Raw genomic sequence first — 21166 nt, forward strand, 5'->3', positions numbered from 1 at the left:
TGAGCTGAGCGGTCTGATGGGTGACCGACCCAACATGACTCGCGACGTGCGTCGTCCGAGATGAGGAACCACATGAATACTTTCATGATCGTCGGTGGCGGTCTGGCCGCGGGCAAAGCGGCGGAGGCACTGCGCAAACACGGCCACAGCGGCCCACTCGTCATCATCGGCGACGAGAATGAGAAGCCGTACGAGCGGCCGCCGCTCTCCAAGGGCTTTCTGCTGGGCAACGAGGAACGCGATTCGATCTACGTGCATACCGACGACTGGTACCGGGAGCACGATGTCGGCCTGCTGCTGGGCACGCGGGCGCGCGCGGTCGACCCGGCAGTGCGGACGGTGGAACTGGACGACGGCCGTCAGGTGCCGTACGACAAGCTGCTTCTCGCCACCGGTTCGTCCCCGCGCCGGCTGTCCCTCCCGGGGGCCGACCTCGACAACGTGCTGTATCTGCGGCGTGTGGGAGACAGTGAACGCCTGAAGTCCGCCTTCAAGGCGGGGGCGAAGATCGTCGTGATCGGTGGCGGATGGATCGGCCTCGAGACCGCCGCAGCCGCCCGGACGGCCGGCGCCGAGGTGACCGTGCTCGAGCATGGGGAACTTCCCCTGCTGAAGGTGCTCGGGCGTGAGGCGGCCGATGTGTTCGCGGCGCTGCATGCCGACCACGGCGTGGACCTGCTCACCGGGGTGCAGACGGAGTCCCTCACCGGAACGGACGGCCGCGTGGACGGGGTACGGCTCGCCGACGGCAGGCACCTGGCGGCGGACGCCGTGGTCGTGGGCATCGGCATCACCCCTAACGTCCAACTCGCCGAGGAAGCCGGCCTGGACGTGCTCAACGGCATCGTCACCGACGAGCGCCTGCAGACCTCGGTGGCCGACATCTACGCCGCGGGCGACGTCGCCAACGCCTACCACCCGCTGCTCGGCCGCCACCTCAGGGTCGAGCACTGGGCCAACGCCCTGAACCAGCCGGAGGTGGCGGCGCTCGGCATGCTCGGCAAGGAAGCCGTGTACAACAGGCTGCCGTACTTCTACACGGATCAGTACGACGTCGGAATGGAGTACGTCGGCTACGCGGAACCCGGTGGCTACGACCGTGTCGTCTTCCGCGGTGACCCCTCCGCACGGCGCTTCATCGCCTTCTGGATGGCGGGGAACCGCGTCCTGGCAGGCATGAACGTCAACGTGTGGGACGTCGTCGAACCGATCCGCTCCCTCATCACCTCTGGGAAGGGCGTCGACGACGCACGCCTGTCCGACCCGGACGTCCCCCTGGAGAGCCTCCTGTCGTGACGTCGCGGCCCGGGCGGGAGCGTTGTGGATGCATACCGTCTCTCGCCCGCGTCGAGGGCTGATGCCCCACGTCACAGGCCCTGCCGACGGCGAAAGGTGTCACAGATGCCGGGACAGCTTTGTCCTAATCAGTGACAATCACAACGATCGGAGTGGACCGTGGCAATCACTGAACGACGTCTTTCCACCATGGTGCTGGTGATCGGCACCGGGGGTGCCGGTTTGCGCGCCGCGATCGAGCTGGCCGAGTCCGGTGTCGACGTCCTCGCAGTCGGCAAGCGCCCTAAGGACGACGCCCACACGGCACTGGCCGCGGGAGGCATCAACGCGGCCCTGGCCACGATGGATCCCGAGGACAGCTGGCAGCAGCACGCGGCCGACACCCTCAAGGAGAGCTATCTCCTGGCTGATCCCCGCACCGTGCAGATCGTCACCCAGGGCGCTGCCCGTGGCATAGACGACCTGGAACGCTACGGCATGAACTTCGCCAGGGAAGCCGACGGCCGGATCTCCCAGCGCTTCTTCGGCGCGCACAAGTACCGGCGCACCGCCTTCGCCGGTGACTACACCGGTCTGGAGATCCAGCGCACACTCATCCGGCGCGCGCAGCAGCTGGACATCCCCGTCCTCGACGGTGTCTACATCACCCGGCTCCTGGTGCACGACGGCGCCGTGTTCGGGGCGTACGGCTTCGACCTCGCCCATGGCACCCCCTACCTGATCCACGCGGACGCGGTCATTCTCGCCGCGGGCGGCCACACCCGGATCTGGCGGCGTACCTCCTCGCGGCGCGACGAGAACACCGGAGACTCCTTCCGCCTGGCCGTGGAGGCCGGAGCGCGCCTGCGCGACCCCGAACTGGTCCAGTTCCACCCCTCCGGGATCATCGAGCCGGAGAACGCGGCCGGCACCTTGGTCAGCGAGGCAGCACGCGGCGAGGGAGGCATCCTGCGCAACGAGCTCGGGGAACGTTTCATGAGTCGCTACGACCCCGAGCGGATGGAACTGTCCACCCGCGACCGCGTGGCCCTGGCCTCCTACACCGAGATCAAGGAAGGTCGCGGCACCCCCAAGGGGGGCGTGTGGCTCGATGTCTCCCACCTGCCCCGGCAGACGATCATGAACCGGCTTCCCCGGGTCTACCAGACCCTGCTGGACCTGCAGATGCTGGACATCACCCGCGAGCCGATCGAGGTCGCACCCACCGCGCACTACTCCATGGGCGGGGTGTGGGTACGACCTGAGGACCACAGCACCGACGTGCGCGGCCTGTACGCCATCGGCGAGGCCTCCAGCGGCCTGCACGGCGCCAACCGCCTCGGCGGCAACAGCCTCATCGAACTGCTCGTCTTCGGCCGCATCACCGGCCAGGCAGCCGCCGCCTACTCACAGTCGCTGACCGCCCAGCCGCGCTCGGCCACGGCGGTGGCACAGGCCCGTGCCGAGATCAACGACCTTCTCGCCGCCGACGGACCGGAAAACGTCCGTGCCCTGCAGCGCGCCATCCGCAACACCATGACCGAGCACGCCGGAGTCGTACGCGACGAAGAGGGCCTGCGCACCGGACTGGCCGAGCTCACCGCGATCGAGAAGAGGATGCAGGACGTCGGCGTCCACCCCGACATCGCCGGCTACCAGGACCTCGCCCACGCCTTCGATCTCAAATCCGCCGCCCTGGCAGCGCGAGCCACCCTCGAAGCAGCACTGGAGCGCCGCGAGACCCGCGGCTGCCACAACCGCAGCGACTACCCCGCCCTGGACCCCGCACTGCACGTCAACCTCGTGTGGTCCCCGGCGACCGGCATCACCCACGAAAGTATTGCCCCCATCCCGGAGGAGATTTCCACTCTCATGGAAGAGGTCTCCACGGACGGAAAACTCGCCGAATAACCTCGCGCGCTTTTTCCGATTCCTGCGAACCTCTGTCACAAGCACTGCCGCCGCCCTGTCATTTCTGGTGCAGCCGATGTGCTCACAACCAGTGAGTAGCTCGTCTCCCGCAGCGCCGAGAGACGGTTCGCCCACTGGGCCGGGCAGCGGCGGTGCGCCTGGGTGGCCCCTACCGACGGACGGGGCCGCCCAGGCGCGCCTGCTTCGGGGCCAGCCTTCGGAATGTGCGGCCGGCACCACTTCGCTCGACCGGCACTCCTCGATCCGGCTGACGGCCGTTGTGTGCCGGAATGCGCGCCTGGCTGAAATCCACGGACGGAGGAACTGCTCATCATGTTCAACCGCGGGAAATCCACTCTTTTTCGCACACGCCCCTATGACGACCTGTCCGGTGTCTACCTCGTCGACCCGGTCCACAGCACGGTCGGTCTCTCCGCCCAACACACCTGTCTTCGCGGAAAGTTCACCACCTTCGAGGGGATCCTCAGGCTCGACGGATCACGTCCCACCCGATCCGCGGTCCACCTCAGTGTCCAGACCGGCAGCTTCCAGACAGGGTCTCCCGAGGGGGAAGCCCATGTCGCCGGACCGGACTTCCTCGATGCGGCGACGTTCCCCCTCATGACCTTCCGCTCCACCGGACTCCTCGATGCAGGGGACGACCCCGTTCGCGTGGTGGGACACCTCCGGATCAAGGGCCTCGAGCTGCCTGTTCACATCGACCTCGAGTTCGGCGGAGCTCACCAGGACGTCCGCGGTCGCCATCGGGTCGGCTTCAAGGCCAGGGCCACTCTGCAACGCTCCCACTGGGGACTTGACGGAAACCCGGCCCTGGCGCCAGGCGGATCCCTGATCAGCGACAAGGTGAAGCTGACCCTCGACATCTCCGCGGTGCAGGTGCAGCGGGCGGAAGCCGCCTGAACCGGCGGACGCCATGAACCTGTCGCGTGCACCGGCAGTGCTTCTCACCGGGCACAGCACCGTTTCTCACGATCGTTGCCGTTGAAGGACACACCATGACCCAAACCGCTGACAGCCACTTCGACATCGCGGCCACAGTCGAGTCGCTGACCGCCGAAGCCACCGTGCTTCAGGCCCGGGCCGATGAGCTTCGCCAAGAGCTCGAGAACCTCAACGAACGGATGAGAATCGTCTCCTCCGCGCTGCACCGGTCCACCGGCGGTTGAGCGGTCGGCAGTTGCGCAACCCGGCCGTCGGTCGGGCTCCGAAGCGGCAGGCCGCGGCGTATCCATGGATCCCAGTGGCCCGAGGTGGGGCCGGGCCCAGGCCGCATCGAGGTCCAGGGGGTTGTTCGCGATGCCATCGGCCGTCGCACCCTGACCCGTTCTCTAGCGGACGTCCCTCGACCTCGTAGGGGACATCCTCGGCGAACTGGTGGTGGAACCTGTCCTGGTCGCTCTAGAAGCTCGTCCCCTTGGAACCGTCCGGCAGGGAGATCGGAACAGGGCGCAGAGCATCGCCGAGGGCGCTTCCCGGGAACCTGTCCGCGAGGATCGGCGCGCTCTCCCCCTTGTGCGGGATGAACGCGTCGATGGAGACGGCCGTCTTGACATTGCCGGCGCCGTAGGCGGCATTGCTGATGACCGCTCCGCCGTAGAAATGCACGGCGAGCATCACCGGGCCGTCGATGCTCGCGAGGAGATCCTTGAGGTAAACGGCGTCGATCCTGAGCCCGCGCAGCGGACCGGCCTCGGCCAGCATCGAATAGCCGCCGTGCTTCAGCTTCTTGACGACGCCGTTGCAGCCGGTGGAGTCGGCGAACGCGCCGTGGACGCGTACAACGGTCGGCTTGCGCTGCTGCGCGACAGCGTGCTTGCCGGCGCCGGCCGGACGGATCGAGGCGGCGAAAAGACCGGCGGCGACCGTGACGGTGACCATCAAGGAGAGCGGAGCGCGGGCACGTCGGTAGAGCAATCGACGGTTCATGAAGGGCCCTTTCGAGGCAGCCGTCTCCGCCGTGTCCGGACGCACGGACACGGCGGACGCTGTCGCATGTACTAGGCGATGGGCCGGAGTCGGCAAGCGGGAAGGTGTTCGGGGCTTGCCGGGAGCCGATGAGTTTCACGGGCCCCGTCGCCGGCGACCGGGAGCAGCCTCGGTGGCTGATTTCTCAGGTGGCTGCGTCGAACTCTCAGTTGTCTCGGAGAACGGTGAGCAGGGTGTGAACCGCCTGCTCGACCGCGACGGTTGAGGCCTGCGTGGACCGGAGGGGGTTGAGCATCATGAAGTCGTGCAGGGTGCCGTTGATACGGATGCTCGTGGTGGGAACGCCAGCTTGGGTCAGCTTACGGGCGTACGCCTCGCCCTCGTCCCGCAGCACGTCGTAACCGTCGACGATGACGAGCGCGGGCGGCAGCCCCTCCAACTCCTCCAGGCTCGCCCGCAGCGGCGAGGCGGTGATCTCCGCCCGCTGGGCGGGGTCGGTGGTGTAGGAGTCCCAGAACCAGGCCATGGCCTTGGCCGTGAGGAAGGGCCCGTCCGCGAATTCCCGGTAGCTCTCGGTGTCCTGGGCCGCGTCCGTGACGGGGTAGTACAGCGACTGGTGGACGAAGGTGACGTCACCGCGTCGCTTGGCCATGAGTGTCAGCGCAGCGGCCATGTTGCCGCCGACGGAGTCGCCGGCAACAGCCAGGCGGGAGGTGTCCAGACCTTCCTCGGCGCCGTTCGTGGTGATCCACCGAGCAGTTGCGTATCCCTGCTCGATGGCTACCGGGTATGTGGCCTCCGGAGAACGGTCGTACTCGACGAACACGACGGCGGCATTCGCTCCGACGGCCAGCTCCCGCACGAGACGGTCATGGGTGCCGGCGTTGCCGATGACCCAGCCGCCACCGTGCATGTACAGGACGACCGGCAGCTGGCCGTCGATGCCGACAGGTTTGACGATGCGTACCCGCACGTCTCCCACCTCGGCAGGCACCGTGACCCACTTCTCCTCCACTTCCGCCTTCTCCACCGGTGCCGCCTGCAGGTCGTCCAGGACCTTCCGGGCACCCTCCGGACCGACCTCGTACAGAAAAGGCGGGTTGGCCGTCGCGTCCGCGAACGCCTGCGCTGCAGGTTCGAGCACGGGCTTGGTCATCACTGCACTCCTTGGATCGGCAGGCTTTTCCTGCTTTCACCTGTATGACAGGGTATTGACTGAAGATGTGACACATGTCAAGAAAAAGCAGACGCCACCATTTCCCGCTCGCGGAGCGCGCCGCAGGCGAGCTTCGGCGAGGTCAGGAAGGACCGTCGGGAAGAGCGCAAGGTGCGTACGCATGGACAACGGTGTTCGTGCCGAGACTGCACGGAGCCACCGCTGCAACCACGGGTGTGCGTCAATGCTTGCCGGTGATCTCCTTGTACTCCACCGCGGTCGGTTTGGCGATCTGAGTGTTTTCTCCGTAGAAGCGTCGGCTCAGCCTGGCGCGCAGGCGCCGAGCAAGACCAGATCCCGTATCCGGGCCGCTCGCGTCACCTGAAGGTCCGGATGTGATCGGTTTGTATTGCTCGTACTGGGTAAGGGCGTGGAGCTTTTCTCGGCTCAGCGGTTCGTGCACCTCGATGAACTCGCCGTTCGGCAACCGCTTGATAATGCCCGTTTCGCGGCCGTGCAGCACCTTGTCGCGGTCTCGGCGCTGGAGACCGAGAGCAAAGCGCTTGGCCACGGCAAAAGCAGTGGGCGGCACAACGAAGAGCCCGATGCGAACCGCCCACGACACTGATTCGACCGCGACACCGAAGCGAGTGGCAATGATGTCGTTCGCGGCACCGATCAGGGCCACGAGAAAGAAACTGACCCAAGCGACACCAAGCCCCGTTCGCACTGGGCGGTTGCGTGGTCGATCGAGGATGTGCTGATCACGGTCGTCATCGGTCACCCAGGACTCGATGAACGGGTATGCGCCCATGACAAAGAAGAGGCCGACGCCGACCACCAGCGGGATCAGGTTGTCCAGAGCCAGGGTGTGGCCCCAGAAGTCGACTTCCCAGCCGGGCATGACCCGCAGCAGCCCGTCCGCTACGCCCATGTACCAGTCGGGCTGCGATCCGGCCGAGACCTGGTCGGCACGATAGGGGCCGTACAGCCAGATGGGGTTGATCTGTGCAATCGCTGCGATGACGAAGATGCCGCCGGCGACCAGAAAGAAAAATCCTGCGGATTTCACGGCGTGCACCTTGAGCGGCAGGCCCACGACATTCTCGTTGGTCCGTCCCGGGCCTGGATACTGCGTGTGTTTGTGATAGAAGACCAGGAACAGATGGGCGGCGAGCAGTCCCACCATGAGGGCAGGGATGAGCAGAACATGGATCGTGTTGAAACGTGCCACCAGATCACCCCCCGGGAACTCGCCACCGAAGAGGAACATCGAGAAGTAGGTTCCGACAATCGGGATGGAGAGAATTGTTCCGTTCACGACTGCGAGTCCGGTCCCGGAAAGAAGGTCATCCGGAAGGTCGTATCCCGTCAGTCCTGCGAACAGTCCGAGGACGAGCAGCAGGAATCCGAACACCCAGTTGAGCTCACGGGGCTTACGGAAGGCTCCGGTGAAGAATATACGCATCATGTGGGCGAACAGCGCTGCGACGAAGACCAGCGCTGCCCAGTGGTGGGCCTGACGGATCAGCAGCCCGCCACGCACATCGAAGGAGATGTGCATGGTCGAATTGAATGCATCCGAAACCATCTGGCCCTGCAGTGGCACATAACGGCCGTTGTACTCCACTCCATTCATCGACGGATGGAAGTACAGTGACAGATACACGCCCGTGACGACGATGACGATGAAGCTGTAGAGGCAGATCTCCCCCAGCATGAACGACCAGTGGTCAGGGAAGGCTCTTCGTGCCTTTTCTCTGACTGAACTGTACCCACCCAGGCGCCCGTCGACCCATTCGGCAATCATTTCCCCCTTTCTACCTCGGCTCGCTTCCTTTTCCCGATTCCCGCCACTCATGCCGCAACCACCATTCATAGATCACCCTCAAGGAATGAGTTCGACTCCGTAGATCCTCAGAGGGGCACTTCCTCGGCCTGGATCTCCTTCATGAAAAGGGAGTCTTGACCTTCGAATTCAAGAGCGACCTCCAGCACTCGGTGCAGGTTCCGGGCAGGTATGACGACCGCGCCCGAAGAGTTGGCGAATACACAGTCGGGGCTGGCCATGGGCAGGATGTGCGCGCGGTGATCGTGGATCCGTCCCCTTGCGTCCACGACTGCGGCGCAGTCCAATTCGTCGAGTCTGGCTGCGGAGTTCGCGCTGCCGGGGGTGTGTTCCAGGACGCTCTCGGTCACGGTTCCTCCTTGAGTGTGCGGGCGCAGGCCCAGTTCAGCGGTGTCGTTCTCAGGACGGCCGGACGGTAAAAAAGGTCTGTCACGCCGCTGAGGTGACCGCGTTCTTTTCTCGGCGGCCAGCACGCCGATACATCGCCCGGCGTTCGCTCGCCGTGGTGCCGCCCCAGATGCCGTCCACCTGGCCCAACTCCATGGCGCAGGCGAGGCACTGCTCTACGACAGGGCAGCGGCCGCAGACGGCTTTTGCTTCCTCGATTTGTTGGAGCATCAGACCGCTGTTTCCCACGGGGAAGAAAAGATCAGGATCCATGCGCAGGCAAGCCGCCCGTTCGCGCCAATACGTCGCGTAGTCACCTTCTGCAATCGCCATGGGGAGGGGACCTTTCTGGGTTCGAAAGTCGGCAGGAGACGCCGAACTTGATCACGGGCTTTCTCATCTCTGCGAAGAGGTGACAGGGCCGTCACGTGAGACCGGACAACCGGCACATGTGTGACACTCGGGGGGCGTGTGCGGGCCCATGCGGGCATCGTCGAGTGTCGGAGTCCTTCGCACCTGCGCAGTGCGGTGGGCCGGGCGTAAGGATGCTGCCCGCGTCCTCGTGATCGTGCGCGGAGCCCCATGTCACAGGTTCCGTGCGTACTCGGTCTAAAGAATTGAGCCGACAAAATGGATGAGGTGCGTCGTGCTCAAGGATTCAGCCGCCGGCTACTGCGGCCCCCGTCCTGGGCACCCGGGCGTTCGTGGGTGGCACACCGCCGGGTTGCCGGTGTCGCTGAAGCCTTCCTGGACGTCGACCGGGCCGATACGTGGGGCTCCGTCGAGTGATGTCGTGCGAGGGGGAATGTGCGGTATGGACCACACGGACGTGGCGCCGATCGCGGAGATACTCGAGGAGCGTCGGTATCTGCTCGATGTCGCCTACTGGATGCTGGGCAGCCCCAGCGAGGCGGAATGTGTTGTCGATGAGACCTACCGCCGCTGGTATCGGTTGCCGAACGGGGTGCGCAAGCGGATCACAGATCCCAGGTCCTGGCTTGCGAAGACCGCGGGCGAACTCTGTCTGGACCGGCTTGTCCTGCCTGATTGGGCCGATGGCTTGCCGGCAACGGTCCCTGATCCCCAGGGGACCGAGCTTCCTCCTGCCACGGAGGAGGAGGTCGGCCCGGTCGTTCTGGACGCGCTGGACGCCCTGCCGCCGGCCGAACGGGCGGCGTTCGTGCTCAATGACGTCTTCGGGATGAGTTCCGACACGGTCGCCGACATCGTGGGACACACAGAACCGGAGTACGCCGAACTCCTCGATCGGGCACGCCACTACCTTCGGATACAGCGTTCACGACCCACGACACCGAAGGAGCACGACGTCCTCACCCGCGCCTTCCGCCAGGCCTGCGTGAGCGGGGACCCCGAAATACTCGCGCGCTTGCTGTCACCGGACGTCACGGCCTGGTTCGACGGCGGCGGCAAGGTCAGGGCAGTGAGCAGGGCGGTACGGGGCAGCCGGCAGGTCGCCGACAGCATGCTGACGCTGCTGGCGCTCCCCCTGCGCACCACCTTGTCCACGCATTCCGTCAACGGCCGAACCGGCCTCGTCGCCCGCTACAACCACCAGGTTGCCGCCGTCATCACCCTCGGCATCGCCGACCATCGAGTCACAGAGGTCTGGGTCGTCCTCAACCCCGACAAGCTGCACTCCTGGAACCAGCCCTCACTCCCGGGCCCCACCTCCGCATAGCCGTGCCGACGCGGGCCGGCCAGCGCCTCGCCGCCATGACAGGGCCGCTACGGGGCGCCTTCCGGTCTCATCGGCACCGTAGGCCGACCCACCTGCTGATGAACAGTGTGCCAGTGTTCTAATGACACTGTTGGGAACGGTTCCACAGCCCTGACCTGGGGGCTATGCGGACATCGTTACCTGGACGAGGCATTTTTGCTCAGAAGTGTGCTTGATCGGACGGTCAAGTCGTGAGCCCGTGAAAACACGGTGTGCCTGCAATGAGGCTGCCTCCGCCGACAGCAGACGGTGACGTCCCTCTGCTCCGGTCCTGACACATGAACGGGGCCGATCTCGGCATCTGGAACATATGCAATTGGAGCAGGCGTGACTCGTAGTGACCGCAGTTCCTACAGTGCCAAAACCGGCCCTGCAGGGCCTCCTGCCCTGCAGGGCGCCGGGCTTGAGAAGCGCGTCCGAGGACCGCTCGTGGACACCACCCCCTTGACCGCAGAACTTGGCATGGCCCCGCTTTCAGACGACGTCGACCGCGGGGACGAAGGCTGCACGATCATGCACCTCGAGCCGTCCCCCACGGCAAGTGCAAGTGCCCTCGCAGAGGCTGCGTCCGTCTTTGTGCAGCACCGGCCACGTCTCTTCGGAATCGCCTACCGTGTACTCGGCAGCGTGGTCGAGGCCGAGGACGTGGTCCAGGAAGTATGGCTTCGATGGCAGAAGACCGACCGCTCCGCCGTGGTGAGCCCGGTGGCCTTCCTGTCGAGCGCCACGACCCGCTTGGCCATCAACGTCGCGCAATCCGCGCGTCTGCGCCGGGAGACGTACATCGGACCGTGGTTGCCCGAGCCCGTCGACACGAGCTCGGACCCGGAGGTGGGGGCGCAGCGCGCGGAGGCTCTGGAACTGGCCCTGCTGCTGGTGCTGGAGAGGCTGAACCCCACTGAGCGCGCCTGCTACATACTCCGCGAGGCGTTCGATTACAGCTACCCCGAGATCGCCGAGATCCTGAAGCTCAGCCTCGTCAACGTGCGCAAGATAGTGAGCCGTGCGCGCAAGCATCTGACGGCCGAGCAGCGGGAGAGCGTGGACGCGACTGAGCATCGCCGCCTGCTGGATGCCTTCGTCTCAGCGGCTCAAACCGGGAATGTGGCCGAGCTGGAAGCCCTTCTCACCCCGGATGCCGTCAGTTTGTCCGACGGCAACGGAATCCGGGGAGCCGCGCGCAAACCGGTTCTGGGTCGTGCAAGGGTGGCCAGACTGTCGATCGCCGCTCCATGGTTCTGGGGGAACGCGGATCTCAGATACGTCGAGGTCAACGGCCGCGCCGGCGTGATGCTCTACCACCACGGTGTGCCGAGCACCATCCTGACGATGGCCGTCTCGGAGGAAGGCGTCCACAAGGTGATGTGGGTATGGAACCCGAGCAAGATCGCTGCGTTCCTCGATTCGCGTTCCCGCTTCACAGCCGCTCTCGGCGCCGTGCAGAGCGGCGGCTGACCGCAGCAGGCAGGGCGGGGCACCGCCGGGGACGAGCGGCCGGCCGTCTGGCGCACAACCCCCGGCTCTCTGGCTGCCAGCGATCTCAGGCGCGACCGGCCGGCCCGCAAGCCGGGCAACGTCCGTCGCGCGCGTCCGTCACAGCTCTCTCAGCTACTCGGTCAATGCGGATGTGACTTGTGCGGCCACTCGCGCAAGCCCTCACAGCGAGGAAGGGGACACGTATGGCCTCGGAAGCCAGGGACCACCTATGCGTCCACGCGACGGAGGGCCCCGCTTTCCCCGGCCGGCGGGGGGGCCGGCATCAGGGCATCCGTCCTTTCAGGCGCCGGCGGTCGCCGCGCACTGTCCGTACACCGCAACCTGCGTGTCCCGTCCGGCGTACGTCCAGGCACCCCCGATACAGACCGGGCTGATGCGGTGGTGCCGGCCTGTTCGCGGCACCGGCCGCAGACGCCTGCGGCACCGTACGGGCGGGCCTGCCGATGCTCTGCTGCCCCGCACACCCACTGGTTGGTACAAAAACCGGCTGAAGCCGCAGAAAGACACATGATGGCACCAGAACCTGACAAGCACCCCGATCCTGCCGCGGCCAGTGCGTCTCTGGCAGCCGAGGCGGCTCTCCTCGAGGCCCGCCTGCGCATGATTCAAGAGGCGATCGACACCGTCGACGCCCGTATCGAGGCAATCGGCGACGCGCTGGGGCGGTTGCACACCATGTCCGCCACCCCAGCCGGAGCAGCGGACAGCGAGGACACTGCGGACCATCCGGCGACAGGACGGGCAAAACCCTCAGTCGACTGACAACCATGGGTTTTCATACCCGATACATCAACCGCGAACAGTGGCAATCGTGGCTGCGACATCTCTCAGGGCGTACCGAACCATCCTCAGCGCGGCGGGGTGAACATCTTGTGAGACCGTTGGGCCGCTCTGACGCATCTCCGTTCTCCGTGGCCCACTGCATATGATGTCGAGTGGAGCTACTCTCGCGTCCAGGCCGGCTGGCGCAAACAGGCGAGCCGAGGCGCGGCAGGACGGGTAGAGGACGAGAGGAACACATGGTCTCCGTAACCCGCGCGGCACACGACATCGAGATCACCGCCGAGAGCCTTCAAGAGGACCTGGCCCGCCTGCAGATCCAGAAGCAGGCGCTGGAGAGGGAACTGGCTGCGGTCGTGGCGCATCTCAGCTCGGTGCAACGGGCCCTCCATGCCCTTCAGGCCGTGATGGGCAACCCGGCTGCCGCGGTGACCTCGGCGGGCACGACCGGTGCTGGGGTTACCGAGGGGAGCCAGGCTGCGATGCCCGCCGCCCCGGAGAAGAAGGTGGCCTCCCCCGGATCGCCGGACGCCACCGCGAAGTCCGCGCTCCAGGTACAGAAGCCGAAGAGCGGCAAGGACGAGGAGAGAACTGTTCCCGTCGGCACCGACACGGACGGTCACAAGAAATACGGCAAGCTCACCGAGCAGATCATGGACTACTTCGTCGCAGCCGGCGACGCCGACGTGCGGGCTCGTGATGTCGCCGCGGCGCTGGGTCGTGATTCCGACAGCGGAACCATCAACGCGGTCCGCAGCACCCTCGATCGCCTTGTCGGTACATCCCGTATTCAGCGGACCGGCCGAGGCCTCTACCGGGCCAAGCGTTCCTAGCGCGCGAGCGCCGTGCGGGAGTCCTTTGTCGGCGGCGGCATTGGCGCTCCTCCGACACGTACCTGAAGGCAATCGGGTAACCATCAGTAATCGTCACAACACGCCCCTGTGCTCGGAGGGCGCGCCGGTGCCGACCTCGCGGGTCAAACGCTCCTGCCCAAGATGAGAGCGATGCACAGGCTCATCATGGCCGCGCTGAGCAAACTCATCGCGGCCAGTGTTCCCCGACGCCATCGCGTCAGACGGGTGCGGTACCGCGTCTCCGTCGCGCTGATGCTGTCGGCGATGTGCTGGGTCACCATCTCGGCCATGTACACCTGCTCTCCGACGTACCACCGTTCGATGTCCCACGTCTGCTCCTCGGTCAGTTCGGGCATCCGTGCGGTGAAAGCTGCCACACGCTGATGTGCTGCCTCCAGATGGGCCTTTCTGTAGAGGAAGTTCTCGATGTCGCTCAGGCCGCGCGCGGCCTCCTCACTCGCGTCCATGGTGTGCTCCAGGGGGTACGGAAAGTTCGGTCCCGGCGATGCCGGATTCGGACAGGTGGAAGAACAGATGGCGAGCGCCGGCGGTCCGGGCCGTGTGGCGTCTGTCCGGCGGGGCCGGCGAGGTCACCGGCCCCGCCGGACAGAGGCAAGGGTGTTCTCCGAGCTGCTGGTCGCCATCGGGCCGGACGACTCACGCTCATGGCCTGACGGCACGCGTGTCTGAACCGCCCGTCAGCCGAAGCGACAGCCCCCCCTCGCGTGCTCAGGCGGTGGTGTGGTCACCCTCGCGGTCCTGGCCGAAGCGGGGCGGATTGCCACTCGCGACGAACGCGTCGCGCGGGTGCTGTACAGAGGCGAGGGAGACGAGATCCCGGCCGAACGCGGCGGCGGTGAGCCAGACGGCGAGAACGCGCACCTTGCGCTCCCAGGAAGGCACGGCCAGGACGTGGTAGCCCCGGTGCATCAGCCAGGCGGGAAATCCCTTGATGACAAGGCCCTTGTACTGGAAGATGCCTCGCCCCAGGCCCAAGGTCGCCACCACTCCCAGGCTGTTGTGGCGGTAGTCACGGACCCTTCCCCCGCGCAGGTCTGCCACGATGTTCTTGGCAAGGCGCTTGCCCTGCCGCACGGCGTGCTGCGCGTTCGGCACCGTGTGCGCCCCCGGCACAGGGGAAGCCAGGTCGGGAACGGCCGCATCGTCTCCCGCCGCCCACACGTTCGGCACAGGATCGCTGTCGGTGCCCACCCGAAGATCGGCCCGGACCACGATCAGGCCACGCTCGTCGACCGGCAGATCCGTGTGGTTGTGGACGACGGGGTTCGAGGCGTTGCCGGCGGCCCAGACGATGAGCGCCGAGTCGAACTCCGTTCCGTCGGAGAGCACCACATGCCCGTCCACGGCGGAGACCAGCTGTGTGTTCAGGTGGACGTGGCCGCCGCGGCCTTCCAAGTGGCGCACCACCCAGGCCCCGGGCTTGTCGCCCACCTCGGGCAGGATGCGGCCCCGGGCCTCCACCAGATGGAAGGAGAGGTCGGCCATGCTCAGCTCCGGATAGGACTTGAGCATCGCGGTCGCCAGCGCCAGCAGTTCACCGAAGCCTTCGACGCCGGAGAACCCGCCGCCCACGAACGTGACGGTGAGCAGTCTCTGTCGTTCGGCACCAGGCGGCAGTGAAGCGGCCTGGTCGAACGCGGTCATCAACCGGTCCCGGATGGCCACCGCCTCCTCCACGTGCTTCAGGCCTATCGCCTGCTCCACAATTCCGGCAATGGGGAAAGTGCGGGTCACGGCGCCGGCGGTCACCACGATGGTGTCGTAACTCAGTTGATGGTCGGGGCCGTTCACGGGCCGGACCGTGACCGTCCGGTCCGCGTTACGGATCTCGGTCACACTCCCAGCGATCAGCCGGGTTCTGCGCAGGTGCCGGCGCAGCGACACGGCGGCATGACGTGCCTCGACCGAACCGGCCGTCACCTCAGGCAGGAAGGGCTGGTAGGTCATGTACGGACGCGGATCGACGACCGTGACCCTCGCCTCACCCGCACGCAGCTTCTTCTCAAGGCGCCATGCAGTGTAGAAGCCCGCGTAGCCACCACCGACGATCAGAATCTCACGCATGCTGTCCTCTGTTCGTTGTTCGACACCACATAGACAGAGCGGCGCAAGGTGGTGTGACACGCCATGGCGGTGAAGAGTCTCACCGCCTCCTCCGCAGGTCCAGAGCACACCCGGACGACAGGTCGCCGGCCATGCGACCGCCCAGCACCACGAGCATGCGGCCGATACAACGCCCGACACGGGCGAACTGGACGCGTGCCGGGCGGGGGTGAGGCATACCCCGGCCGAGGACTGGCTCGTCGTACTACAAGAGGGGGTCCCGGTGGACGGGAGTCCGAGGACTCCCGTCCACACGGAAGTCCTCGGCGAACCGGGAGTCGGCGAGCGCGGCTGTCGGATGTAGTGGCCGACGATCAGACAGGGTTCCCTGGCGTCGGGCGTGCGCGCACGAGACACCGCGACGAGGTCCCTCCGGAGGGATCAGTCGATCACCGCGGCCCGCCAGGTGCCCTCGTCGGCGTCCAGCAGCGCCGCCACAAGCGCGGGGTCCGGCAGCGGTCCGTGGTCGGCGACGACCCTCAGGGCCGATGCCGCGGTCAGGTGGCCGAGGCGCAGGGCGCGGTCCACGGGGAGTTGCCTCAGCAGGCCGCTGAGAAATCCTGCGGCGAAGGCGTCGCCCGCGCCGACGGGTTCGGCGACACGCACCTTCAGCGCGGGCACACTGTGGACGGCGTCCCCGACGAAGGCGGTGGCGGCGCGGTCCCCGTCCTTCACGACGAGGATGTGCGGACCGGACAGCAGGTCACGCACTCCTTCGGCGTCGGTGATGCCGTCCCCCCACAGAGCCTGGGCCTCGTCGAGTCCGACGAGGACGATGTCGGCCAGGTCCGCGAGCGGACGCAGCACGTCGGCGGCGGACCGGCCGGCCCACAGGGCGGGGCGGTGGTTGACGTCGAAGCTGACGGGCCAGGGACGGTCGGGACGCAGCGCGCGTTCGACGAGGGAGCGGCAGCCGGGCGACAGGGCGGGGGTGATACCGCTGAGGTGGACGAGCGCGGCGCCCGCCAGCGCCGGGTCGTCGAGCACGTCGGGGGTGAGGGCCGAGGCGGCGGATCCGGTGCGGTGGTAGTGGACACGGGTGCCGTGCGCGCCCGGGTCCTTGAGCAGCAGGCCGGTGAGGCGTTCCTGGTCGATGCGGACACCGCTCACATCGACGCCGCCCGCGGCGATCCGGGCGCGGACGCGACGGCCGAAGGGGTCGTCGCCGACCGCGGAGACCCAGCGGGCGGGGATGCCGTGGTCGGCAAGGTAGAGGGCGACGTTCGACTCGGCGCCCGCGATGTCGACGTGCAGCAGGTCGGCGCCGTCCAGCGGCCCCAGGGGGTCGGGGGCGAGGGCGACCATGGTCTCTCCGACGCAGGCCACGGGGCCGTGACGCAGTGGCCGATGGGTGCTCATGGTGTGATTCCTAGGGTGTGTCGGCGCGGTCCGCCGGGGCAGGGCCGGAGAGGGCCGCCGGGCGGTACGGGGCGGCCGGGACGCCGGGGACGTCCACCCGGACCGCGAAAACGGCACCGTCGAGGGGTTCCGGGGCGGAAAGGCCGATGTGCGCGCTGGTGACGAGGAGCGTACGGCCGTCGGGGCCGCCGAGGCATAGTCCCGCGGGCTGCCCGGCGGGCAGGTCGACGATCCGGTCGAGGCTGCCGTCGGGATGGTAGCGGTGGACCTGCCCGGTGCCCCAGACGGCGGTCCACAGGCCGCCCTCGACGTCGGTGGTCATGCCGTCGGGGCTGCCGGACTCGACGGTGACGAAGGGCTCGGGGGTGCCCGGGTCGCCGCTCACCGGGTCGACGGGGTAGCGGCGGATGACGCCCCGGGCGCTGTCGGCGAGGTACATGACGGTGCCGTCGGTGCTGAAGGCCGGGCCGTTGGGGATCGTGATGTCCCGTAGGACACGGGTGACGCGGCCGTCGCGGTCCAGGCGGTAGAGGGAGCCCGCGTCCTCGGTGGTCTCGTACGCCATGCTGCCGGCCCAGAAGCGGCCGTGCGGATCGGCGACGCCGTCGTTCATGCGCATCGCCACGGGTGCGTCGTCCTCGGGGCGGGCGATCCAGTCGACGCGACCCTCGGGGTCGATGCGGCAGATGCCGGTGCCCGCCGCCGCGATCCAGTGGCCGGGATACCCCTCCACCGGTGCCACGGCGCCCAAGGGGCAGGGCAGTTGAATGATCGGGGTGAGCGGCGCGTCGGGCCCCTCGGGCAGGGCGAGCAGGCGCCCGGTGAGGATGTCGGTCAGCACGGCGCGGCCGTCCGTCCAGCGGATGCCCTCGCCCAGTTCCAGGCGGTCGATCCCGAGGACCGCGGGAGTGGTCACGGGCGGGCCTGCGTGCGGACGACGTCCAGGAAGGCGCGGGCTCGCTCGCGCAGGGCGGTGAGGTCGCCACCGGCGGCGGCGTCGCCGACCAGGGGCGATCCGACGCCGACGGCCGTGGCTCCCTCGCGCAGGTAGTCCGCGGCCGCGGCTGCGTCCACTCCCCCGACCGGTACGAAGGGCAGGTCCGGGAAGGGGGCGCGCAGGTCCTTCAGATAGCCGGGGCCCCCGGCGCTGCCCGCCGGGAAGAGTTTGAGGGCGTCGGCGCCGAGCCGCCGTGCCTGGAGGATGTCGGTGGGGGTCATCACGCCCGCGAGTACGGGGAGTCCGAGCTCCCGCCCGGTGGCGATGCCGTCGCTGACCGCCGGCGTGACAAGGAACGCGGCGCCGGCTTTCTGGGCGGCACGGGCGTCGTCGGAACTGAGCACGGTTCCGGCGCCGAGCGTCGCGCCGGGGCCGAGCTCGGCGCGGGCCCGCGCGATCACATCGAGCGCGTCGCGCCCGGACAGAGAGACCTCGATGAGGGTGACGCCCTCTTCTGCGAGGGTGAGCACGGTGGTCAGCGCGGCGTCCGGATCACTGCCGCGGACGATGGCGAGCAGCCGGTGGTCGCGCAGCGCGGCGAGCAGGTTCATCCGGCATCCCTTCTGGTGACGGGGGTTGAGGGGTGGCGGGTCGCGGTGACAGTGAGCCGCCAGGCGACCTCGCCGGTCGGCGGTACGACGGCGGTGTCCCCGTCGTCCGCCGCGGCGCGGTCGAAGACGCGGCCGAGCATCGGCTCGACGCCGATCGAACGGTACGGCGCCTCTTGGGGGAAGCCGCCGAGGTTGCGCCAGAGGGCGACCGCGACCGGCTGGCCGTCGGCTTCGACGGACAGGTGCAGGGTGTCGGTGCCGTCGTGTACGGACACCTGGGAGGCGAGGACGACCGCTCCCACGGCGCTGCCGTCGTCCGGGCCGAGCCGGTCCAGCGGTATTCCGTCGACGGTGGGCCAGGCGCCGCCTGTCCAGCGGTCGCCCTCGTCCGGGTAGAGCCGGGTCGCCGTTGGTCCGCCGATGTCGATCCGGGCGGCCTCGGAGAGATCCAGCAGGGCGTGTGCGGCCCACACGAAGCGGTAGCCGGGTTCGGCGGCGAGCGTGTAGTCGGCGACGACCGCGTCCTCCCGCTCGCGGATGCGCCGGGTCAGACGGAAGTCGGGGCACTCCACGACGTCCTCCTCCCCGGCCCTCAGCCAGGGCCGCGACCAGGCGTCCCCGTGGTCGGGCAGCCCGCGCACGGTGGGCACGCACTCCTCCAGCCCCCCGGCGTCGGCGAAGGCGTCACCGGGCCGGACCACGCGGCGGCGGGGTTCGTCGCGGTGCCACAGCCACTCGCGGTCCCCCGCGGTCAGCGACGTCCAGCGCCCGCCGTGGTCGGCGTCGGTGGCGACGCGGACGGGCAACCGCATGACGCTCACCATTCCGCGAAGGAGCCGTCGGCGTGCCGCCAGACCGGATTGCGCCAGGCGTGGCCGGACCGGTCGGCGGCGCGCACCGCGTCCTCATCGACGGTGATGCCGAGTCCAGGCAGTCCTGTGCGGTGCGCCTGACCGTCGACGAAGCGGAAGGGCTCGGTGTCGATCAGGTAGGACAGCAGGTCGGCGTCCTTGTTGTAGTGGATGCCCCGGCTCTGCTCCTGGATCAGGAAGTTGGGCGTGGCGAAGGCGACTTGGAGGCTGGCGGCCAGCGCGATGGGGCCGAGCGGGCAGTGCGGCGCCAGGTGGGCCCCGAAGGTCTCGGCGAGGGAGGCGATCCGGGTGACCTCCGATATCCCGCCGGCGTGCGACAGGTCCGGCTGCGCCACTGCGACGCCCGCGGTCAGGGCGGGGAGGAAGTCGGCCCGCCCGTAGAGACGTTCACCGGTGGCGAGCGGCACCGACGAGGCGGCGACCAGTCCCGGGAGCAGGTGCGCCTGCTCGGGCAGGACCGGCTCCTCCACGAACAGCGGGTGCAGCGGGGCTATCTCGTGGAGCACGCGCCGCGCGTTGGCGGCGCTGAAGCGGCCGTGGAAGTCGACGGCGACATCGCGGTGCGGGCCCAGGGCCTCGCGGGCGACCGCGACGCGCTCGACGACGGCAGCCGTCTCGGCGGGGCTGCCGATCCGCGAGGTGCGCCCGGCGGCGTTCATCTTGACGGCGGTGAAGCCGGCTTCCACCTGGGCGGTGACCTCCTCCTTGAGTCGTTCGGGTTCGTCACCGCCGACCCAGGCGTACACCCGCACCATGTCGCGGACCGGACCGCCGAGCAGGGTGTGCACCGGCACTCCGAGGGCGCGTCCCGCGATGTCCCACAGGGCCTGGTCGATGCCGGCGACGGCGCTGGAGAGGACCGGGCCGCCCCGGTAGAAGCCGCCCTTGGTCAGCACCTGCCAGTGGTCCTGGATACGCAGCGGGTCCTGGCCCACCAGGTACTCCGAGAACACCTCGACGGCCGACCGGACCACCTCGGCCCTGCCCTCGACCACAGGCTCGCCCCAGCCGACGACCCCGTCGTCGGTCTCGATCCGGCAGAACAGCCAGCGGGGCGGGATGAGAAAGGTCTCGACGCGCGCGATCTTCACTGTCCCTGACCGTCCTTCTCCTCGGTGGAACCGTCCGCGCCCTCGGGCGCGGAGGGACCGCTGACCTTGTCCAGATCGCGCGTCGCCTGGTCGAGCAGGGCGCGCATGGCGTGTTCCGCGGCGTCCGGGTCCCGGTCGCGCACGGCGTCGAGGACGGCGCGGTGGCTGGGCACCGGGTCCTCGCTGTGCGGGGCGCTGTGCACGAGCTGGTCCCGCTGGGCCAGGCCCGACTCGATGACCATCTCCATGCGTTCCAGCAGTTCGTTGTGAGTGGCTGCGAGAAGCGCCCGGTGGAAGGCGAGGTCGGCCTCGACGGCGTCGCTCGCGCCGCCCTCCTGGCTCATGGCGGTCAGTGCCGCCTCCAGCGCCTCGAGGTCGGAGTCGGTGCGCCGGTCCGCGGCCAGGCGCACGGCGGCGGGCTCGATGATGCCGCGGACCTCGCCGAGGTTGCGCAGCAGTGTGGGATCGGCACCGGTGCCGCTGCTCTCGGCGAACTGCCAGCGCAGCACATCGGCGTCGAGCAGATTCCAGTCCGAGCGGGGCCGGACGAAGGTCCCGCGCTTCTGCCGGGCGTCGACCATGCCCTTGGCCGCGAGCACCTTCAAGGACTCGCGCAGGGCGGTCAGGCTGACGTCCAGCTCGCTCTGCAGGGCCGCCATGTCGAGCGTCGCACCCTCGGGGATTTCGCCGCTGAGTACCCGGCGGGCGAGGGTCTCCACGGTCTGGCCGTGCACTCCGCGGCGCGCGTATGGCGTCATGTCTATGCCTTTCTTGCTGT

General features: G+C 68.0%; 21 protein-coding genes. 8 read left to right on the forward strand and 13 right to left on the reverse strand.

Features of this window, described 5'->3' with window-relative positions; translation table 11 throughout:
• Positions 1–72 precede the first annotated feature (72 nt).
• From ACQEXA_RS04510 to ACQEXA_RS04525, 4 genes are all read left to right on the forward strand, one after another.
• Positions 73–1296, forward strand: coding sequence for an NAD(P)/FAD-dependent oxidoreductase (locus ACQEXA_RS04510; protein WP_432937039.1), 1224 nt, complete (start codon positions 73–75; stop codon positions 1294–1296).
• Between the two features lie 189 nt (positions 1297–1485).
• Positions 1486–3186, forward strand: coding sequence for an L-aspartate oxidase (locus tag ACQEXA_RS04515; RefSeq protein WP_432939916.1), 1701 nt, complete (start codon positions 1486–1488; stop codon positions 3184–3186).
• A 333-nt stretch (positions 3187–3519) separates the two neighbouring features.
• The gene (locus ACQEXA_RS04520; protein WP_432937036.1) at positions 3520–4107 is read left to right on the forward strand and encodes a YceI family protein; all 588 of its coding nucleotides are present in this window, start codon (positions 3520–3522) and stop codon (positions 4105–4107) included.
• 95 nt (positions 4108–4202) lie between these two features.
• On the forward strand, positions 4203–4373 hold the full coding sequence (locus tag ACQEXA_RS04525; protein ID WP_432937034.1) for a hypothetical protein: 171 nt from the start codon (positions 4203–4205) through the stop codon (positions 4371–4373).
• Between the two features lie 232 nt (positions 4374–4605).
• On the opposite strand, the gene ACQEXA_RS04530 is transcribed toward ACQEXA_RS04525, so the two are convergent.
• The 5 genes from ACQEXA_RS04530 to ACQEXA_RS04550 form a co-directional block, all read right to left on the reverse strand.
• A complete protein-coding gene (locus ACQEXA_RS04530; RefSeq protein WP_432937032.1) occupies positions 4606–5133 on the reverse strand; it encodes a hypothetical protein in 528 nt (175 codons plus the stop codon).
• 205 nt (positions 5134–5338) lie between these two features.
• Positions 5339–6289 (reverse strand): alpha/beta hydrolase, encoded by a 951-nt coding sequence (locus ACQEXA_RS04535; protein ID WP_432937029.1) that lies wholly within the window; start codon positions 6287–6289, stop codon positions 5339–5341.
• Positions 6290–6530: 241 nt separating this feature from the next.
• Positions 6531–8150: a cytochrome bc1 complex cytochrome b subunit gene (gene qcrB / locus ACQEXA_RS04540; protein ID WP_432937027.1), complete on the reverse strand. Its 1620-nt coding sequence runs from the start codon at positions 8148–8150 to the stop codon at positions 6531–6533.
• Between the two features lie 56 nt (positions 8151–8206).
• The gene (locus ACQEXA_RS04545) at positions 8207–8488 is read right to left on the reverse strand and encodes a hypothetical protein (RefSeq protein ID WP_433128772.1); all 282 of its coding nucleotides are present in this window, start codon (positions 8486–8488) and stop codon (positions 8207–8209) included.
• A gap of 79 nt (positions 8489–8567) precedes the next feature.
• Positions 8568–8858 carry a WhiB family transcriptional regulator gene (locus ACQEXA_RS04550; RefSeq protein WP_432937023.1) on the reverse strand — a complete coding sequence of 97 codons (291 nt, stop codon included), beginning with the start codon at positions 8856–8858 and terminating at the stop codon, positions 8568–8570.
• Positions 8859–9339: 481 nt separating this feature from the next.
• On the opposite strand from ACQEXA_RS04550, the gene ACQEXA_RS04555 reads away from it, so the two are divergent.
• The 4 genes from ACQEXA_RS04555 to ACQEXA_RS04570 all read left to right on the forward strand — a co-directional run bounded on the left by ACQEXA_RS04555 (position 9340) and on the right by ACQEXA_RS04570 (position 13373).
• The gene (locus ACQEXA_RS04555; RefSeq protein WP_432937020.1) at positions 9340–10224 is read left to right on the forward strand and encodes a sigma factor-like helix-turn-helix DNA-binding protein; all 885 of its coding nucleotides are present in this window, start codon (positions 9340–9342) and stop codon (positions 10222–10224) included.
• A gap of 552 nt (positions 10225–10776) precedes the next feature.
• Complete coding sequence (locus ACQEXA_RS04560) at positions 10777–11718, forward strand: RNA polymerase sigma-70 factor (protein WP_432939913.1); 942 nt, start codon at positions 10777–10779, stop codon at positions 11716–11718.
• Between the two features lie 549 nt (positions 11719–12267).
• Positions 12268–12522, forward strand: a complete 255-nt coding sequence (locus tag ACQEXA_RS04565) for a hypothetical protein (RefSeq protein WP_432937017.1) — start codon at positions 12268–12270, stop codon at positions 12520–12522.
• A gap of 257 nt (positions 12523–12779) precedes the next feature.
• On the forward strand, positions 12780–13373 hold the full coding sequence (locus ACQEXA_RS04570) for a hypothetical protein (protein WP_432937015.1): 594 nt from the start codon (positions 12780–12782) through the stop codon (positions 13371–13373).
• Positions 13374–13516: 143 nt separating this feature from the next.
• On the opposite strand, the gene ACQEXA_RS04575 is transcribed toward ACQEXA_RS04570, so the two are convergent.
• The 8 genes from ACQEXA_RS04575 to ACQEXA_RS04610 all read right to left on the reverse strand — a co-directional run bounded on the left by ACQEXA_RS04575 (position 13517) and on the right by ACQEXA_RS04610 (position 21146).
• Complete coding sequence (locus ACQEXA_RS04575) at positions 13517–13861, reverse strand: hypothetical protein (protein ID WP_432937012.1); 345 nt, start codon at positions 13859–13861, stop codon at positions 13517–13519.
• 262 nt (positions 13862–14123) lie between these two features.
• Positions 14124–15479: an NAD(P)/FAD-dependent oxidoreductase gene (locus tag ACQEXA_RS04580; protein WP_432937010.1), complete on the reverse strand. Its 1356-nt coding sequence runs from the start codon at positions 15477–15479 to the stop codon at positions 14124–14126.
• Positions 15480–15899: 420 nt separating this feature from the next.
• A complete protein-coding gene (locus ACQEXA_RS04585; protein WP_433128774.1) occupies positions 15900–16877 on the reverse strand; it encodes a sugar kinase in 978 nt (325 codons plus the stop codon).
• A 10-nt stretch (positions 16878–16887) separates the two neighbouring features.
• Entirely contained in the window at positions 16888–17793 is a 906-nt protein-coding gene (locus ACQEXA_RS04590; protein ID WP_432937004.1) for an SMP-30/gluconolactonase/LRE family protein, read from the reverse strand.
• The gene (locus ACQEXA_RS04595; protein ID WP_432937002.1) at positions 17790–18425 is read right to left on the reverse strand and encodes a bifunctional 4-hydroxy-2-oxoglutarate aldolase/2-dehydro-3-deoxy-phosphogluconate aldolase; all 636 of its coding nucleotides are present in this window, start codon (positions 18423–18425) and stop codon (positions 17790–17792) included. The genes ACQEXA_RS04590 and ACQEXA_RS04595 overlap by 4 nt, the downstream gene beginning before the upstream one ends.
• Positions 18422–19237, reverse strand: a complete 816-nt coding sequence (locus ACQEXA_RS04600; RefSeq protein ID WP_432936999.1) for a hypothetical protein — start codon at positions 19235–19237, stop codon at positions 18422–18424. Before ACQEXA_RS04600 ends, ACQEXA_RS04595 begins: the two co-directional genes overlap by 4 nt.
• 5 nt (positions 19238–19242) lie before the next feature.
• Entirely contained in the window at positions 19243–20388 is a 1146-nt protein-coding gene (gene dgoD, locus ACQEXA_RS04605; RefSeq protein WP_360998465.1) for a galactonate dehydratase, read from the reverse strand.
• Positions 20385–21146, reverse strand: a complete 762-nt coding sequence (locus tag ACQEXA_RS04610; RefSeq protein ID WP_432936997.1) for a FadR/GntR family transcriptional regulator — start codon at positions 21144–21146, stop codon at positions 20385–20387. Before ACQEXA_RS04610 ends, dgoD begins: the two co-directional genes overlap by 4 nt.
• Between the last annotated feature and the right edge of the window lie 20 nt (positions 21147–21166).

Source organism: Streptomyces sp. CA-106110 (assembly GCF_050936285.1).
In the GTDB taxonomy this organism is placed as follows: Bacteria; Actinomycetota; Actinomycetes; order Streptomycetales; family Streptomycetaceae; genus Streptomyces.

Excerpts from the sequence above, each read along its gene's own strand:
- ACQEXA_RS04510 (WP_432937039.1), top strand. The coding sequence starts at position 73 with ATGAATACTTTCATGATCGTCGGTGGCGGTCTGGCCGCGGGCAAAGCG.
- ACQEXA_RS04515 (WP_432939916.1), top strand. The coding sequence starts at position 1,486 with ATGGTGCTGGTGATCGGCACCGGGGGTGCCGGTTTGCGCGCCGCGATC.
- ACQEXA_RS04520 (WP_432937036.1), top strand. The coding sequence starts at position 3,520 with ATGTTCAACCGCGGGAAATCCACTCTTTTTCGCACACGCCCCTATGAC.
- ACQEXA_RS04525 (WP_432937034.1), top strand. The coding sequence starts at position 4,203 with ATGACCCAAACCGCTGACAGCCACTTCGACATCGCGGCCACAGTCGAG.
- ACQEXA_RS04530 (WP_432937032.1), bottom strand. The coding sequence starts at position 5,133 with ATGAACCGTCGATTGCTCTACCGACGTGCCCGCGCTCCGCTCTCCTTG.
- ACQEXA_RS04535 (WP_432937029.1), bottom strand. The coding sequence starts at position 6,289 with ATGACCAAGCCCGTGCTCGAACCTGCAGCGCAGGCGTTCGCGGACGCG.
- qcrB (WP_432937027.1), bottom strand. The coding sequence starts at position 8,150 with ATGAGTGGCGGGAATCGGGAAAAGGAAGCGAGCCGAGGTAGAAAGGGG.
- ACQEXA_RS04550 (WP_432937023.1), bottom strand. The coding sequence starts at position 8,858 with ATGGCGATTGCAGAAGGTGACTACGCGACGTATTGGCGCGAACGGGCG.
- ACQEXA_RS04555 (WP_432937020.1), top strand. The coding sequence starts at position 9,340 with ATGGACCACACGGACGTGGCGCCGATCGCGGAGATACTCGAGGAGCGT.
- ACQEXA_RS04560 (WP_432939913.1), top strand. The coding sequence starts at position 10,777 with ATGCACCTCGAGCCGTCCCCCACGGCAAGTGCAAGTGCCCTCGCAGAG.
- ACQEXA_RS04565 (WP_432937017.1), top strand. The coding sequence starts at position 12,268 with ATGATGGCACCAGAACCTGACAAGCACCCCGATCCTGCCGCGGCCAGT.
- ACQEXA_RS04570 (WP_432937015.1), top strand. The coding sequence starts at position 12,780 with ATGGTCTCCGTAACCCGCGCGGCACACGACATCGAGATCACCGCCGAG.
- ACQEXA_RS04575 (WP_432937012.1), bottom strand. The coding sequence starts at position 13,861 with ATGGACGCGAGTGAGGAGGCCGCGCGCGGCCTGAGCGACATCGAGAAC.
- ACQEXA_RS04580 (WP_432937010.1), bottom strand. The coding sequence starts at position 15,479 with ATGCGTGAGATTCTGATCGTCGGTGGTGGCTACGCGGGCTTCTACACT.
- ACQEXA_RS04585 (WP_433128774.1), bottom strand. The coding sequence starts at position 16,877 with ATGAGCACCCATCGGCCACTGCGTCACGGCCCCGTGGCCTGCGTCGGA.
- ACQEXA_RS04595 (WP_432937002.1), bottom strand. The coding sequence starts at position 18,425 with ATGAACCTGCTCGCCGCGCTGCGCGACCACCGGCTGCTCGCCATCGTC.
- ACQEXA_RS04600 (WP_432936999.1), bottom strand. The coding sequence starts at position 19,237 with ATGCGGTTGCCCGTCCGCGTCGCCACCGACGCCGACCACGGCGGGCGC.
- ACQEXA_RS04610 (WP_432936997.1), bottom strand. The coding sequence starts at position 21,146 with ATGACGCCATACGCGCGCCGCGGAGTGCACGGCCAGACCGTGGAGACC.